We start from the raw sequence: 15,125 nt of genomic DNA on the forward strand, positions 1-15,125 counted from the left end.
CGCTACCGCGTGTAGCAGCCCTGCAGGTCGACGACCAGGTGCGTCGAGCCGAGCCGGAAGGTGTCCGCGGTGCCGCCGGTGCCGACGAGCCCGACCGCGACGGCGCTCGCGTTGCCCGGCAGGCCCGGGATGGCCACGGACACGGATGCGCCCGCGGCGACGGGCATCTGGTGCCCGCCCCTGGTCGGTGCGGGTGTCGAGCACGCGCTGGGGGTGGGCAGCGCGGTGCAGGCGTCGCCGCGGAGGCGGAGGCCGATCAGCCGGTGAGGTCGTCGACACGGGTCTTGACGGTGCCCCGCCGCCCCGCCTCCGCCCCCTCCTGAACCGGCTCCCGTCAGTGCGCCCCCGCCGATACGCAGAACTCGTTGCCCTCCGGGTCCACCAGCACCGTCCACGCCAGTCCCGGCACCTCGTGCTCCGCCACCTCCTTCGCGCCCAGCTCCACGAGCCGCTTCACCTCGGCCTCGCGGTCTTCACCGCCGAAATCGACGTGGACGCGGTTCTTGCCCGCTCTCGGCTCCGGTACGCGCTGCAGCGCCAGCGGCAGCCCGCCTTCGGCCGGGGCGAGGGTCAGGAACTCGCCCTCGTAGTCCTGGGCCACCGTCGTGCCCAGCGCCGCCGTCCAGAACTGCGCCAGGCCCCTCGGGTCCGCGCAGTCGATCGTGATCATGCCCATGTGGATCGCCATGCCTCGGAAGCTAGCGGCCACCACCGACAAAAACGGGCCGCCGAGTAACCCGTTGGAGTCACAGCCGGGCGATTGACTACCCTGAGCGGGACTTTCACACCCGCCCGGCGCAGGGAGCCCCTCAGTGATCACCAGGACTTCGTCGTTGTTCCTTCGCACGTTGCGCGAGGACCCGGCGGACGCCGAGGTACCGAGCCACCGGCTCCTGGTACGCGCCGGCTACGTCCGCCGGGTCGCCCCGGGCGGGTACTCCTGGCTGCCGCTGGGCCTGCGCGTGCTGCGCCGCATCGAGGCCGTCGTGCGCGAGGAGATGAACGCCATCGGCGCGCAGGAGATCCAGTTCCCCGCGCTGCTGCCGAAGGAGCCCTACGAGGCCACCGGCCGCTGGACCGAGTACGGCGACGGCCTCTTCCGCCTCAAGGACCGCAAGGGCGCCGACTACCTCCTCGGCCCGACGCACGAGGAGCTCTTCGCCCTCACCGTCAAGGGCGAGTACAGCTCGTACCGCGACTACCCGGTCACGCTGTACCAGATCCAGACCAAGTACCGCGACGAAGCCCGGCCCCGCGCCGGCATCCTGCGCGGCCGCGAGTTCGTCATGAAGGACTCCTACTCCTTCGACCTCGACGACGACGGCCTCGCGCGCTCCTACCAGGCCCACCGCGACGCCTACGTGAAGCTGTTCGACCGGCTCGGCCTCGAGTACGTCGTCGTGAAGGCGACGTCGGGGGCCATGGGCGGTTCGGCGTCCGAGGAGTTCCTCGCGGTCGCCGAGACGGGCGAGGACACCTACGTCCGCAGCACCGAGTCCGGCTACGCGGCGAACGTCGAAGCCGTCGTCACGCCCGCGCCCGCCGCGCAGCCCGTCGAGGGCCGCCCCGAGGCGCAGGTGCACCACACGCCGAACACGCCGACCATCGAGACGCTGGTCAACTTCCTGAACAACGCGAACCTCGGCCGCACCTTCACGGCCGCGGACACGCTGAAGAACGTCATGCTCAAGACGCGTCAGCCGGGCTCCGACGAGTGGCAGCTGGTCTGCGTCGCGCTTCCGGGCGACCGCGAAGTGGACATGAAGCGCCTCGAAGCGTCGCTGGAGCCGGCCGAGGTCGCGCTGCTCGACGAGGCCGACTTCGCGAAGTACCCGTTCCTCGTCAAGGGCTACATCGGCCCGAAGGCCCTGCAGGACAACGGCGTGCGCTACCTCGCCGACCCGCGGATCGTCCCCGGCACCGCCTGGGTCACCGGGGCCGACAAGGTCGACCACCACGTCGTCGGCCTGCTGGCCGGCCGCGACTTCACCCCGGACGGCACCATCGAGGCCGCCGAGGTCCGCGAGGGCGACGCGTCGCCGGACGGGCACGGCACCCTGGTCGCCGCGCGCGGCATCGAGATCGGGCACATCTTCCAGCTCGGCCGCAAGTACACCGACGCCTTCGAGGTCGACGCGCTCGGCCCCGACTCGAAGCCGATCCGGATCACCATGGGCTCCTACGGCGTCGGCGTCTCGCGGCTGGTCGGCGTGCTCGCCGAGCAGAACCACGACGACCTCGGGCTGATCTGGCCGCGCGTGGTGTCGCCGTTCGACGTGCACATCGTCATCGCGGGCAAGGACGAGACGGTCGCGGCCGGTGCCGAGAAGATCGCCGCCGAACTGGACGCGGCGGGCCTCGAGATCATCCTCGACGACCGCAAGGCCACGCCCGGTGTCAAGTTCGCCGACGCCGAGCTGGTCGGCGTGCCGACCATCCTGGTCGTCGGGCGCGGCCTGGCCAACGGCGTCGTCGAGGTCAAGGACCGGCGCACCGGCGAGCGCGAGGAGATCGCGGTCGACGCCGTCGTCGAGCACCTGGTCAAACTCGTCCGTTCCTGAGATGGGGCTGTTCTCCCGGCGCCCCGAAAACACCACAGACGCAACGCCGCGCTACGAGGACAAAGCGGCGCTCCGCGGGTTCGGCGGTTACGAACCCGCGGACGCGCCGCGCGCGCGGCCGAGGCGGATCCGCCCGCGCTCGAAGCCGCTGAAGTGGCGTCGGGCGCCGTGGTTCGGTCTGGTGTTCATCGCCCTGGTCGCCGGCGTGCTGAACGCGCTGGGCGTCGGCAAGCCACGCCCGGCGTCGCCGACGCCGCCACCCGCACCGCTGGTCGTGACGCCGTCGCCGCGTGCGGCCGTACCGCCGGCGGTCGCGGGCTGGCAGCCGGTGGCGGGTCGCGACGGCTCGTACGCCTACGACGTCCCGCCGAACTGGGTGCCCGCGCCCGGCACGCAACACGGCTGGGACGGGATCAGGCTCATCACGAGTGCCTTCCTGGGCAAGGACTTCTGCGCTCAGGCGACGTTGGGTGGCGCGGGCGTCACAACGGAGCCTCTGGCTGACTTGGACGCGGCGGCGCGCAAGGCGGCGACCGACCTGGCGACGGCCGCGTACAGCGGGATGCCGGTCCTGGGCCCGGGCTCCGACGCGCAGGTCCCGAAGGCCGACGGGACCATGATTCCCGCCCGGATGGTGGTTTCCGAGGTGACCCCGCCTGCCACCGGGGAGTGCGCGGCCCGGCACGCGCTGGTGGTTGCGCTGGCTTTCGGGGGGAATTCGGGGACGTCCGGCGTGGTGGTCGCGTACGCGGACAGCGACCGGTCCGGCCCTTCTGTGCGGGATGACCTGGTCCGGATCGTGCGGAGTTACCGGTTCGTCCCGGCGGCGGAGCGGAGTACGACGACCCCGCCGCCGACGACGTATCGCTAGCGCTTTCGCGCGCGGCCGCCGTCCGAACGCTTCCGTTGAGCGCGGGATTTCGGCAGGCTGCGGGGCATGCGTGGTGATGCAGGCAGACGGCTCGGCCGGATCCGGGCCGTCGCGTTCGGGGTGCTGGCCGTCGCCGGCGTGCTTCTCCTCTTCGGACCGTTGCTGGCCAAGGCCTGGAGCTGGCTCGTCGAGCCGCGGGATCCGGATTGGTGGGGTGCCTCCGGCCAGTGGGTCGGCGGCATCGGCACGCTCGGGGCCGTGGTGGTCGCGTTGTGGATCGCCATCCGCGACGGCCGCCTCGCGCAGGCGGACCGCCGGGAACGGGACCTGCGCGAGCGGCAGGAACAGGCCGCGAAGGTCACCGCGTGGATCGAGTACGCCGGCGGCCGGGGCTACATGGTCGTCTCCAACGCGAACGCCGAGGCGGTCAACCACGTCGTCGTGTCGTTCGACCTCGTGCACAACCTCCCGATGACCGGGTCCACCCTGCACCGCGGACCGGACATCGAGGACGACGAGTACCTCTACGCGATCCTGCCGCCCGGGAAGTGGCGGATGCCGATCCGCGAGGAGTGGCAGCGCCCGGACATGACCCCCGGGGTGATGCTCGCCTTCACCGACTCGCGGAACGGCCACTGGCTCCGGCTGACCGACGGACGCCTGATCCCGAAGGACCACAACGTCGTCACCAGGCGGAAGATCCGCTTCCCGCAGCGGATCAGCGTGCCCGAGAGCTACTGACCAATTTCGCCAGCTGCCGCAGGCGGACGTCCGGCAGGTAGGCCCGGCTCAGCGCCAGCCCGATGCGCGGAAGATCGGCCTCGTCGCGGAAAGCCAGGTACAGCGGGACGTGCCGCGGCTGGAACTTCGCCTTGAACGCGTGCAGGGAACGGAATCCGTAGTACGGCTCCATCACGCGGCCCAGCGACTCCAGCACCCGGTCCACCGAACGCGCCGGGGCACCGGAGTCGCTGCGGGCGAGCGGAGCTCCCGACAGCGACACGAACCGCGCGCCCTCTTCGCGGAACGCCAGGCACGCCGACGCGATGAGGAACTCCATCACCGGGCGGAAGCCGTGGGCGCTGCGGCGCATGACGTCCAGCGTCCAGCCGCCGACCTTGCCCGCGCCCGTGTGGACCGGCAGCCACGACGTCACGCCGTGCACCGTGCCCTCGGCGTCGACCGCCAGGCCGACCCGGGTGGCCGGGTCCATCGCCTCGTCGAGGCCGCCGAGGGTGAAGCCCATCTCCGGCATGGCCTTGCCCGACATCCACTCCTCCGACAGCGCCCGGACCTGGGCCAGGATCGGCTCGGGCTGATCGGCGAGACGGACCAGCCGGAACTCGATGCCCTGCTTGGCCGCCTTGTTCAGCGCCGAGCGGACGTCCTGCCACGCCTTGCCGCGGAACTCGAGGCCGTCGAGGTCGAGCACGTTGTCCTCGGCCACCTGGACGTGCTGCCAGCCCAGCTCGCGCGTCGTCGCGACGGTGGCTTCCGTCGCCGAGAACACGCACGGCACCAGGCCGGAGTTCTCGCACATCGTGGCGAATTCGGTGACCGTGGCCGCCGCGGTGCCGTCCGGCGCGATCGGGTCGCCGAGCGCGACCGCGACCCCCGCGTGGCGGCGGTAGGCGAGGTAGGACCGGCCGTCCTCGCGGACGAAGTAGGTGTTGCGCGGCCAGGTCGTCATCCACGACAGCGTGCTGCCGCCGTGGCGCCCCAGCAGGCTGCGGGCCAGCGCCGCTCCCGGCCCCTGCGCGTGGCGCCGCAGCCGGCGCCGCGAAGGCACCCGGAAGGCGTGCCGCGCGGCGATCAGGACGGCCAGCTCCACTGTCCACAAGAGATTGTCCACGAAGTACAGCGGCAGGCCGGCGGTGTCGTAGTCGCCGCCGAAGATGTCGGCGATGCCGAGGAGCGTCGCGACGGCGAGCCCCTGCAGCGTCACGAACACCGACAGTGCGACGGCCCAGCGCCACGCGACGCGGCTGCCCTTGCGCAGCCCGTTGAGCATCGGCACCACCAGCAGGACCAGGACACCGAGCTCCGGCGCCGACAGCGAAACGCCGTCGTCGGAGCCGAACGGGCCGTCGCCGGGCACCAGGAACATCACGATCTCGGCGATGGTGAGCAGCAGCAGGCCGGCCACCACCAGCACCCGCCACTCCCGCAGGTTCGGCGCCGCCTGCCCGCCGGCCCGGCGCGCGCCCACCAGGCGCTTGCCGAGGGGAAGAGCCAGCAGCAGAGCGAAGAAGTGCACGAGGTCGGCCAGCGTGCCGACGTAGACGATCGCGACCCCGGCGTACACGCACAGCCCGGCCCGCAGCCGCAGGGCCCACGGCGGCCGCAGCGTCGCACTGGCGACCGCCACCGCGGCGAGCGCACCGCCGGAGAACCCGACGTCGAGGCTGCCCGCGACGCGCTCGGCCCACAGCCAGCCGGAATTGCGGCACAGCGCGAGGAACTGCGTCGCGACGAGCACCGAGACGACCTGGCCGCCGATGGTCACGGCCATCGCGCGCCGCGTCCCCAGCTTCCACTCGGCGAAGCCGGCGAAGAGCGCGAAGCTGCCGACCATCGGGAGGTAGTACCACGGGATGACGGCGAAGAACGGCCCGGTGAGCATGGTCCACCACCGGCCCGCCTCCAGCGACGGCAGCCCGTACGCGACGTACGGGAAGACCGCGCGGTCTTCCGCGGCGTTCCAGAGCGCCCCGCTCGCGACGGCCAGCACCAGCATCGCGAGCGTGACGCCGCTGGTGAACGGCAGCCGCTGCCTGAGCACCGCGACCGTGCCGCGGATGCGTCCCCCTCCGGCGGTCGTGGCCGCCGCCCCTGCGTGAGTCATGGGAAGAGTCTGTCGAGTTCCCGCTGCCGCCAACATCAGGCAAGGGAACGAGATTTCCCCTAGGGGAGTCGTACTTTCGGCTGAGGGATGTCCCCCTCCCCAGGAGGAGGTCAGCCGAAGACCGCGCGCCGGACCGCGTCGGTGTCGGTCAGGCCGGGCAACACGATGTCGGCGCCCTCGGCCCGCAGTTCCTCGGCCGAGTAGTGCCCGGTCGTCACGGCGACGGAGACCGCGCCGTGGGCCACCGCGGCCCGGACGTCGTTCGGGGTGTCGCCGATGACGACCACCGCGTCGGGGGCGAACTCGGTGCCGTGCTTGGCCGCCGCCAGCCCCACCGCGTGCGGGACCAGGTCCGGGCGGTGCACCGAGAGCGTGCCGTAGCCGCCGATCTCCAGGTCGAGGTGCTCGTCCAGGCCGAACGGGGCGAGCTTGTGCCGCGAGATCTCCGGCAGGTTGCCGGTGACGAGCGTCTGCACGACGTCGCCGCCGGCGGCGAACGCGGTCAGCGCCTCGGCCGCGCCCGGCAGCGCGCGGGCCGTCTCCGCGAAGGTGTGCCGGTGGCGTTCCGACTCCGACACCAAGGCCTTGAACAGCGCCTCGATCGTCTCCTCGGTGGCCTCGAAGCCGTTCGCGGTGAGCAGGTCGGTCGTCGTCGCCAGTTCCGTGCGGCCGCCGAACACCGGGTGCACCCGCAGGGTGGCCCCGGTTGCTGCGGCGAACGCGGTCCCGTACCAGGCCGCGCCCAGTTCGGAGAAGTCCACGAGCGTGTGGTCGATGTCCCAGAGCACCAGCCGCTTCTTCGTCACGGGTCCGAGGCTACCGGGGACGTTATTCAACACGCGTTGACTTCTGGGTGTCCGAGTCGTACCTTGAGGCGTAATTCAACAAGTGACGAATAAATGGAGGCAGTGATGACCCGTCCCGCAGGGGCGCTCGCCCTGGTCGCCGCCCTGGCCGGCGCGCTGGTGGCGGTGGTGCTCGGATTCCTCACCTTCGGCGCGCAGGCCACCGTCGCGCCGGACGGCGTCCCGGTCGCCGTCGCCGCACCGCCGGAGATCGCCCAGCGCCTCGCCGCACACGGCGGCGGCCAGCTCGCCTGGACCGTCGCGACCCCGGCCGAGGCGCGGCGGCTGCTGGCGGACAAGAAGATCTACGGCGTGCTCGAACTCGCGCCGGGACCGGTCGCGACTGTCGTGACGTCGGGTGCGGTCAACCCGGCAGGCACCCAGGTCGCGCAGCAGGCGCTGACCGGCGCCGCGACCGCGCTGGCGGGCGCGCCCAAGCAGGAAGTCCTGCACCCGGCCGGGCTCGCGGCCCGGGTCGCGCCGCTGGCCGCGAGCGCGCTGGCGTGGATCGGTGCCCTCGTCGCGGGGCTCGCGCTGACGCAGCTCGCCCAGCGGACCGGCCGCCCGATCGGGGCCGGCGCGCGGTTGCTGCAGGTGACCGGCGCCGGCGTGCTGATCACGGCGGTGGTGGCCGGGTTCTTCGCGCTGTGGGACGCGACGCTGCCGCTGACCGCGGACGTCCTCGGCTTCGTCTTCCTCGCCGCGACGGCGTTCGCGGCACTGCAGGCGGGCCTGCTGCGCCTGCTGGGCCTGCGCGCGATGGCCCTCCTCGCGCCGCTGTACCTGGTCGCGCCCGCGGTGGCCGGGCAGGTGCCGGAGCTGCTGAACCCGGCCTACCGCGCGCTGCTGTGGTCGTGGACGCCGTTCCGGTTCTCCACCGAAGGCCTGCGCAGCCTGCTGCAGGGCGTGCCGGACGCACCCGACGTGACGACCGCGCTGTGGGTGCTCGGCGCCCTGCTGGCCGCGGGCCTGCTGGTGGCGCTGTGGCCGGGCCGGTCAGCCCGCCAGGAAGCTGAACCGCACCTTGCGGACGGGGTTGTCGAGGTTGGTGTCCACTAGGCAGATCGACTGCCAGGTGCCCAGGGCCAGGACGCCGCCGAGCACCGGAACCGTCGCGTAGGGCGGCACCAGCGCCGGGAGCACGTGGTCACGGCCGTGACCCGGGCTCCCGTGCCGGTGCCGCCAGCGGCCGTCGCGGGGGAGCAGCTCGTCGAGCGCGGTCAGCAGGTCTTCGTCGCTGCCGGCCCCGGTTTCCAGGACGGCCAGCCCGGCGGTGGCGTGCGGGACCCAGACGTGCAGCAGCCCGTCGGTGGCGTCGGCGTCGCGCAGGAAGGCCTCGGCTTCGCGGGTGAGGTCGTGGACGACGGCTTCGGAGCCGGTGCGGACCTCGATCTCGGTGGAGTACATGCGTCCAGCCTAGGCAGCGGCTCAGGATTCGAGGTAGCGCAGCACCGCGAGCACGCGGCGGTTGTCCCCTTCGGACGGTGGCAGGCCGAGCTTGCCGAAGATCGACGTCACGTACTTCTCCACCGAGCCGGACGAGAGGAACAACTCCGCCGCGATCGCGGAGTTCGACCGGCCCTCCGCCATCAGGCCGAGCACCTCGCGTTCCCGCGGGGTGAGCCCGCCGAGCGCGTCCGTCCGGCGTGTCGCCGAGAACAGCTGGCTGACGACTTCGGGGTCGAGGACCGTCTCGCCGTCCGCGACCCGGCGCAGCGCGTCGAGGAAGTCCGAAACCTCGGCGACGCGGTCCTTGAGCAGGTAGCCGACGCCGCCCGCGCGGTCGGCCAGCAGCTGGGCCGCGTACTTCGTCTCGACGTACTGGGAGAACAGCAGGATCGCGCAGCCGGGGAGCTCGCGGCGCAGGGCGATCGCCGCCCGCAGGCCTTCGTCGGTGTGCGACGGCGGCATCCGGATGTCCACAATAGACACGTCGGGGTCGTGGTCGCCGACCGCTTCGCGCAGCGCGTCGGCGTCCTTCACCGCGGCGACGACCTCGTGGCCGCGGAAGGTCAGCAGCTCGACGAGGCCCTGGCGCAGGATGGTGGAGTCCTCCGCGATGACGATCCGCATGCCGCGACCCTAGCGGGGCAGCGGCACCCGCGCGGTCACTTCGGTCGGACCGCCCGCCGGGCTGGTGACGGTCAGCTCGCCGTCGACCGTCCGCAGCCGCTCGGCGACGCCGGCCAGCCCGCCGCCCGGCACGACGCGAGCGCCGCCGGGACCGCTGTCGCGCACGCGCAGCCGGAGGACGTTCTGCGCTTCGGTGACTTCGACCAGCGTCGTCCCACCGTGCTTCGCGGCGTTCGTGAGCAGCTCGGCGGCACTGAAGTAGACGATCGTCTCCAGCGACGGCGGCGGACGGCGCGGCAGGTCCACCGCGACCCGCGCGTCGATCCCGGAGGTCGCGACGAGCGTGGCCAGCGCGACGTCGAGGCCGGCGTCCAGTGCCGCCGGGTGGATGCCGCGGGCGAGGTCGCGCAGCTCGATCAGCGCCTGTTTCGCGTTGGCGTGCGCCGCCGTGACCAGCTCTTTCACCTGCGGGAGGTCGGCATCGGCCAGCTCGTCCTTGGCCAAGCCGAGCTTCATCGCCAGCGCGACGAGCTGGGCCTGCGCACCGTCGTGGAGGTCACGTTCGATGCGCCGCAGCCGCAGGGCGGCGTCCTCGACCGCCGTCGCGCGGCTCGCCTCGAGGTCACGCACCCGTTCGGACAGGTCGCGCTCGCCGAGCAGCCCGACGACCAGCAGCCGGTCGAGGGCGACGAAGGCGTGCGTCACCCGCGGCAGCGCGGCCAGCACGACCAGCCCGGACGCCGACCAGGCCAGCGCGCCGGCCCAGTTGTCGGCGCCGATGTCGAACATGGACAGCTGCCGTTCGCCCAGCGGGAACCACAGGAAGGAGTAGGTGGTGGCGGCGAAGCTGTAGACGGTCGCGATGAAGACGGTGAAGAGCCCGGCGAGGGTCAGCGGCAGCCGCAGGAGCAGGTAACCGGCGGCCCGCCAGCCCGCGGGATCGCCGACGCGGGCTTTGACCCAGCTCCACAGCCCCGGCTTGAGCTCGGGCCGCCGCGGGACGGGGACACTGACGCCGAGCAGGGCTTTCGCGAGCCTGCGGTGGGCGGCGCCGAGGCCACGGGCGTAGAAGACGGCGCCGGCGAGGACGAGGAACCCGACCAGGATCGGGGTGAGCCAAAGGCCGAGCGCGACGACGACGAGGAAGCTCAGCAGCGAGAAGACGGTGAGCGGGGCGGCGAGCCAGAGCCAGAGGTACTCGGCCCGGAAGTCCCGCGTGGCCAGGGGGCCGAAGACGCGGCGCAGCGGGTGGGGTGGGTCGAGGGTGGTCACGGAGTTCAGTGTCGTCCGGAGCGGCGGGGCTGCCCATCCGGTTTTCCCCCGTTAGGCCCCGGGGAAAAGCGCCGTAGCGGGCGGGGACCAAAGCGCCCCAATGTGGCCTTCGGTGCGTTGAGCGCACCCAATGTGGCCTTCGGTGCGTTGGACGCACCCAATGTGGCCTTGGGTGCGTTGAGCGCACCCAAGGTGGCCTTCGGTGCGTTGAGCGCACCGAAGGCCACATTGGGGCGCTTGGAGTCGGGGGCAGCCGGGCCTGGGTCAGGGCGTGTCCGGGTCGTCCTCCCGGGCCCGCTGTGCCGCCTCCCGCATCTCGATGACGTCGGTGAGCCAGTCGCCCGTCTCGCGGGCGATGTCGCGGATCGCGCCCGTGATGATCGACGCTATGTTCCCGACGTGCGTCGCCGCTGATTCGGTGATCACCTGAAGGGTGTCCTTCTCTCGCTCGAACTGACCCACCATGTCACCCTCACGCTGCTCGGAGCTGCCGGTCGGGTTCCACGGTAACGGGGGACGGCGCACTCTGCGGGAGCGCGAGCTTCACGATCTTCTTCGCCACCGACCAGAGCTGCTTGCGCAGCGGGCCCGTGTGGTACGGCAGCCCGTACTTCTCGCAGATCGCGCGCACCTCGCCGGCGATCTGCGGGTACCGCCGCGCCGGGATGTCCGGGAACAGGTGGTGCTCGATCTGGTGCGACAGGTTGCCGCTCAGGATGTGGAACAGCGGGCCGCCGCTGATGTTCGCCGAACCCAGGATCTGGCGCAGGTACCACTGGCCCCGCGACTCCGAAGCCGTCTCCTCCTCCGTGAAGCTTTCGACGTCCGCCGGGAAGTGGCCGCAGAAGATGATCGAGAACGACCACAGGTTGCGGACCAGGTTCGCGGTCGCGTTGCCGGCGAAGGTCAGCGGCGCGAGCGGGCCGGTCAGCAGCGGGAACAGCACGTAGTCCTTGCCGACCTGCCGGGACGCCTTCCGCACCATCTTGCGGACGACCTCGGTGGTGTCCGACCACTTCCGCTCGCCCTTGACGATCCGGTCGAACTCCAGGTCGTGCAGCATGACGCCCCACTGGAAGAACACCGCCAGCAGCGTCGCGTACACCGGGTTGCCGAGGTAGTACGGGTGCCACTTCTGGGCGTCGTCCATCCGCAGGACGCCGTAACCGATGTCGCGGTCCTTGTCGAGGATGTTCGTGTACGTGTGGTGGATGTAGTTGTGCGAGTGCCGCCAGTTCTCCGCGGGCGCCACGGTGTCCCACTCGAACCGCTGCGAGCTCAGCGCCGGGTCGCGCGTCCAGTCGTACTGGCCGTGCATGACGTTGTGGCCGATCTCCATGTTGTCGAGGATCTTGGCCAGCGACAGCGCGCCGACACCGGCGAGCCACGCCGGCGGGAAGAACCCGGCGAACAGCAGCGCCCGCCCGGCGACCTCCAGGCCGCGCTGCTTCTTGATGATGTCGTGGATGTAGTCGACGTCCTCCTGGCCCAGGTCGTCGACGATCCGCTGCCGCAGCGCGTCGAGCTCGCGGCCGAACTCCTCGACCTGTTCCGGGGTCAGGCGGTCCTGCAAACCGGTCATGGTGAAACTCTCCTCAAGCGTCGATCTCGACGTCCCCGACCGGGACGGAGATGCAGAGCTGGATTTCTTCGTCTTCGTCACCGGAAACCTCGCCGGTGCGCGCGTTGCGGACGCGCCCGGCGGTCTTCAGCTGGGTGCAGGAGAAGCAGATGCCCATCCGGCAGCCGTGCTCCGGCGACAGCCCGGCTTCCTCGGCCTGCTCCAGCAACGGCTTCCCCGAGTTGGCGCACTCGCGGCCGCTGCGCTTGAAGCGCACCCGGCCCTCGGCGTCCGCCGTGTCGAAGGTCAACGCCGGCGGGGTGAACTCTTCGGTGTGCACGCGTTCACCGAGCTCCGTGCGCACGGCGTCCATCAGCGGCTTCGGGCCGCAGACGAACGTCTCCGCCTCGCGGAACCAGGGCGCGACCCGCGCCAGGTGCTCCGGCGCGAAGAACCCGTTCAGGTCGCCACCCTTCGAGTGGGTGTAGGCGTGCACGACCCGCAGCCCGGGGTGCCGGGCGGCGAGCTCGGCCAGTTCGGTGCGGTACAGCGCGTCGGCCGGGCCGTTCGAGTAGTGCAGGAACACGACCTCGCCGGGGTGGCCCTCGGCGACCAGGGTGCGCGCCATGGCGAGCACCGGCGTGATGCCGCTGCCGCCGCTGATCAGCAGCACGCGGTCCGGCCGGGTGGCGGGCAACGTGAACCCGCCGTCCGGAGTGGACAGATTGACGACCGAGCCGGCGCCGATCGCGCGGTTGAGGTGCCCGGAGACCAGCCCCTGCTCCTTGACCGTGAACTCCAGTTCGCCGTCGTACTGCGAACCGCACGGCGAATAGCAGCGCGTGCGCCGGACGCCGTCGATCTCCACCTGCAGGCGGACGTACTGGCCGGCGGTGAAGCCGGGCCACGCGCGGCTGGGCCGGACGGTGAGGGTGACGCTGTCCGGCGTCTGCTTGCGCACCGCCGTGACCAGCCCGCGGATCTCGCGGCGGACCAGCATCGGGTCGACGAGCTCCAGGTACCGGTCCATCCCGTGCGGCGTCAGCAGCGCCTCGGCCAGCGAGGCGAGGCCGCGCACCCGCCGGGGGATGAGCGCCGTCATCGGGTTCCTCCTCGATTACAGTGAACGACTGTACACTCAACAGTGCACTGCAGGAGTGGACCGCCTGTCAACGCGAGACGCGAAGGATGTGACGTGAGCAACGCGGTGGACATCCGTACTCTGGAACCCGTGTCCGAACCACTGACGCCGGTGAGCCGCCAAGAGCGGAAATTGCGCACCCGCCAGGCGCTGCTGGACACCGCGCTCGAGCTGCTGGCCGACCGCTCGTTCGCCACGCTTTCGCTGCGTGAGGTCGCGAAGGGCGCCGGCATCGTGCCGACGGCCTTCTACCGGCACTTCGCGTCGATGGAGGAACTCGGGGTCGCGCTCGTCGAAGAGGCGACGCGCACGCTGCGCGGCATGATCCGCTCCGCCCGCACGGATCCGGACACCTGCCGGGGGATGATCAGCGCGTCGGTGACCACGCTGCACCGGTTCGTCCGGGCGCACGAGGACCATTTCCGGTTCCTGACCCGCGAGCGGTACGCCGGCGGCCCGCTGGCCCAGGCGATCGCCGCCGAACTGCGGCTGTTTTCCGGTGACCTCGCGATCGACCTCGCCCGGTTTCCGAAGCTGCGCGAGTGGAGCACCGAAGACCTGCACATGCTGGCCGACTTGATCGTTTCCGTGATGCTGACGACCATTGTCGAGCTGCTGGAAGCCCGCCCGGGCGGAGACGCGAAAATCACCGGAACGGCGGAAAAACGGCTCCGGCTGGTCCTGCTCGGCGTCCCCCAGTGGAAAAGCAGCTGAAAGTTTCCGACCGGCCGCTCGTATCTTCTGGCACAACCACCGGACTTGCGACCCACGTCACTGGGGACTGTCGGTCCGGCGTGGTACAACCCTCGGATCGTGCCTCGCCGATGAGGAGGTCGTGTGACGGACAGCGAACAGAGTCAGCAGCTCACCGTGGGTGTGGTGGCCGAATCACGCCCCGGGGAGCGGCGGGTGGCCATGGTGCCCAAGCTCGTCGGGCGGCTCGCGCAGCGCGGGTTGCGCGTCGTCGTCGAGCCGGGCGCCGGATCCGGTGCGCACCTGAGTGACGACGCGTACACCCAGGCGGGCGCCGAACTCGGCGACGCGTGGGGCGCCCCGATCGTCGTGAAGGTCAACCCGCCTTCGCCCGCGGAAGTCGCGAAACTGAGCCGGGGTGCCGTGCTCGTCGGTTTCCTCGATCCGCGCGGCAACCCGGACGGGCTCGTGAAGCTCGAAGAAGCGGGCTTGCGCGCCTTCGCGATGGAGGCGGTCCCGCGGATTTCCCGGGCGCAGGCGATGGACGCCCTTTCGTCGCAGGCCAGCATCGGCGGCTACCGCGCGGTGCTGCTCGCCGCGCAGAAGCTCCCGCGGTTCTTCCCGATGCTCACCACCGCGGCCGGCACCGTCCCGCCGGCCAAGGTGCTGGTGCTCGGCGCCGGCGTCGCCGGCCTGCAGGCGCTGGCCACGGCGAAACGGCTCGGCGCGCAGACCACCGGCTACGACGTGCGGCCCGAGGTCGGCGAGCAGGTCAAGTCGCTGGGCGCGCAGTTCCTCGACCTCGGCATCGAGGCGGTCGGCGAAGGCGGGTACGCCCGCGAGCTGACGGCCGAGGAGCGCGAGGAACAGCAGCGGCGGCTCACCGAAGCCATCACGAAGTTCGACGTCGTGATCACCACCGCGCTGGTCCCGGGCCGCAAGGCGCCGACGCTGGTCACCGCGGACGCGGTCAAGGGCATGCCGGCCGGGTCGGTCGTGGTCGACCTCGCCGGCGAGACCGGCGGCAACTGCGAGCTGACCAAGCCGGGGGAGGACGTCGTGGAGCACGACGTCACCATCTCCGCCCCGCTGAACCTGCCCGCCGAAATGCCTTCGCACGCCAGCGAGCTCTACGCCCGCAACGTCACCGAGCTGCTGGAGCTGCTGGTGACGAAGGAAGGCGAGCTGAAGCTGGACTTCGAGGACGAGATCGTCGCCGGTGCCTGCGTGGCCGGGCGCGAAGGGAGCGTCGCGTGAACGAGC

16 protein-coding genes are annotated in these 15,125 nt (G+C 71.6%); 6 read left to right on the forward strand and 10 right to left on the reverse strand.

Annotated features, from left to right (window positions below):
* Positions 1-2: 2 nt before the first annotated feature.
* Together ACLJQE_RS39675 and ACLJQE_RS39680 are read right to left on the reverse strand one after the other, a co-directional pair.
* Positions 3-167 (reverse strand): hypothetical protein, encoded by a 165-nt coding sequence (locus ACLJQE_RS39675; RefSeq protein WP_410644783.1) that lies wholly within the window; start codon positions 165-167, stop codon positions 3-5.
* Positions 168-334: 167 nt separating this feature from the next.
* Positions 335-688 (reverse strand): VOC family protein, encoded by a 354-nt coding sequence (locus ACLJQE_RS39680; protein WP_410644785.1) that lies wholly within the window; start codon positions 686-688, stop codon positions 335-337.
* 124 nt (positions 689-812) lie between these two features.
* Between ACLJQE_RS39680 and ACLJQE_RS39685 the strand changes: the two genes are divergently transcribed.
* The 3 genes from ACLJQE_RS39685 to ACLJQE_RS39695 all read left to right on the forward strand — a co-directional run bounded on the left by ACLJQE_RS39685 (position 813) and on the right by ACLJQE_RS39695 (position 4,173).
* Complete coding sequence (locus ACLJQE_RS39685; protein WP_410644786.1) at positions 813-2,561, forward strand: proline--tRNA ligase; 1,749 nt, start codon at positions 813-815, stop codon at positions 2,559-2,561.
* A gap of 1 nt (position 2,562) precedes the next feature.
* On the forward strand, positions 2,563-3,432 hold the full coding sequence (locus tag ACLJQE_RS39690) for a hypothetical protein (RefSeq protein WP_410644787.1): 870 nt from the start codon (positions 2,563-2,565) through the stop codon (positions 3,430-3,432).
* Between the two features lie 66 nt (positions 3,433-3,498).
* Positions 3,499-4,173 (forward strand): hypothetical protein, encoded by a 675-nt coding sequence (locus ACLJQE_RS39695; protein WP_410644788.1) that lies wholly within the window; start codon positions 3,499-3,501, stop codon positions 4,171-4,173.
* Here the strand turns inward: ACLJQE_RS39695 and ACLJQE_RS39700 are convergent.
* The gene (locus ACLJQE_RS39700; protein WP_410644789.1) at positions 4,151-6,277 is read right to left on the reverse strand and encodes a bifunctional lysylphosphatidylglycerol flippase/synthetase MprF; all 2,127 of its coding nucleotides are present in this window, start codon (positions 6,275-6,277) and stop codon (positions 4,151-4,153) included. The genes ACLJQE_RS39695 and ACLJQE_RS39700 overlap by 23 nt on opposite strands.
* A gap of 110 nt (positions 6,278-6,387) precedes the next feature.
* Complete coding sequence (locus ACLJQE_RS39705) at positions 6,388-7,083, reverse strand: HAD family hydrolase (RefSeq protein WP_410644790.1); 696 nt, start codon at positions 7,081-7,083, stop codon at positions 6,388-6,390.
* 105 nt (positions 7,084-7,188) lie between these two features.
* On the opposite strand from ACLJQE_RS39705, the gene ACLJQE_RS39710 reads away from it, so the two are divergent.
* Entirely contained in the window at positions 7,189-8,181 is a 993-nt protein-coding gene (locus ACLJQE_RS39710) for an ABC transporter permease (protein ID WP_410644791.1), read from the forward strand.
* Here ACLJQE_RS39710 and ACLJQE_RS39715 read toward each other — a convergent pair.
* From ACLJQE_RS39715 to ACLJQE_RS39740, 6 genes are all read right to left on the reverse strand, one after another.
* Positions 8,119-8,529, reverse strand: coding sequence for a secondary thiamine-phosphate synthase enzyme YjbQ (locus tag ACLJQE_RS39715; protein WP_410644792.1), 411 nt, complete (start codon positions 8,527-8,529; stop codon positions 8,119-8,121). The genes ACLJQE_RS39710 and ACLJQE_RS39715 overlap by 63 nt on opposite strands.
* A gap of 21 nt (positions 8,530-8,550) precedes the next feature.
* On the reverse strand, positions 8,551-9,195 hold the full coding sequence (locus tag ACLJQE_RS39720; protein WP_410644794.1) for a response regulator: 645 nt from the start codon (positions 9,193-9,195) through the stop codon (positions 8,551-8,553).
* A 9-nt stretch (positions 9,196-9,204) separates the two neighbouring features.
* Positions 9,205-10,467, reverse strand: a complete 1,263-nt coding sequence (locus ACLJQE_RS39725) for a sensor histidine kinase (protein WP_410644795.1) — start codon at positions 10,465-10,467, stop codon at positions 9,205-9,207.
* 264 nt (positions 10,468-10,731) lie between these two features.
* Entirely contained in the window at positions 10,732-10,932 is a 201-nt protein-coding gene (locus tag ACLJQE_RS39730) for a hypothetical protein (RefSeq protein ID WP_091307018.1), read from the reverse strand.
* Positions 10,933-10,939: 7 nt separating this feature from the next.
* Positions 10,940-12,049 (reverse strand): fatty acid desaturase family protein, encoded by a 1,110-nt coding sequence (locus ACLJQE_RS39735; RefSeq protein ID WP_410644796.1) that lies wholly within the window; start codon positions 12,047-12,049, stop codon positions 10,940-10,942.
* Between the two features lie 13 nt (positions 12,050-12,062).
* Positions 12,063-13,130, reverse strand: a complete 1,068-nt coding sequence (locus ACLJQE_RS39740; RefSeq protein ID WP_410644797.1) for a ferredoxin reductase — start codon at positions 13,128-13,130, stop codon at positions 12,063-12,065.
* Between the two features lie 93 nt (positions 13,131-13,223).
* Between ACLJQE_RS39740 and ACLJQE_RS39745 the strand changes: the two genes are divergently transcribed.
* A complete protein-coding gene (locus ACLJQE_RS39745) occupies positions 13,224-13,883 on the forward strand; it encodes a TetR family transcriptional regulator (protein ID WP_410644798.1) in 660 nt (219 codons plus the stop codon).
* 123 nt (positions 13,884-14,006) lie between these two features.
* Positions 14,007-15,119 (forward strand): Re/Si-specific NAD(P)(+) transhydrogenase subunit alpha, encoded by a 1,113-nt coding sequence (locus ACLJQE_RS39750; RefSeq protein WP_410644799.1) that lies wholly within the window; start codon positions 14,007-14,009, stop codon positions 15,117-15,119.
* Positions 15,120-15,125 lie beyond the last annotated feature (6 nt).

Origin of the sequence: Amycolatopsis sp. lyj-346, from assembly GCF_046548975.1 — a bacterium.
GTDB lineage: Bacteria > Actinomycetota > Actinomycetes > Mycobacteriales > Pseudonocardiaceae > Amycolatopsis.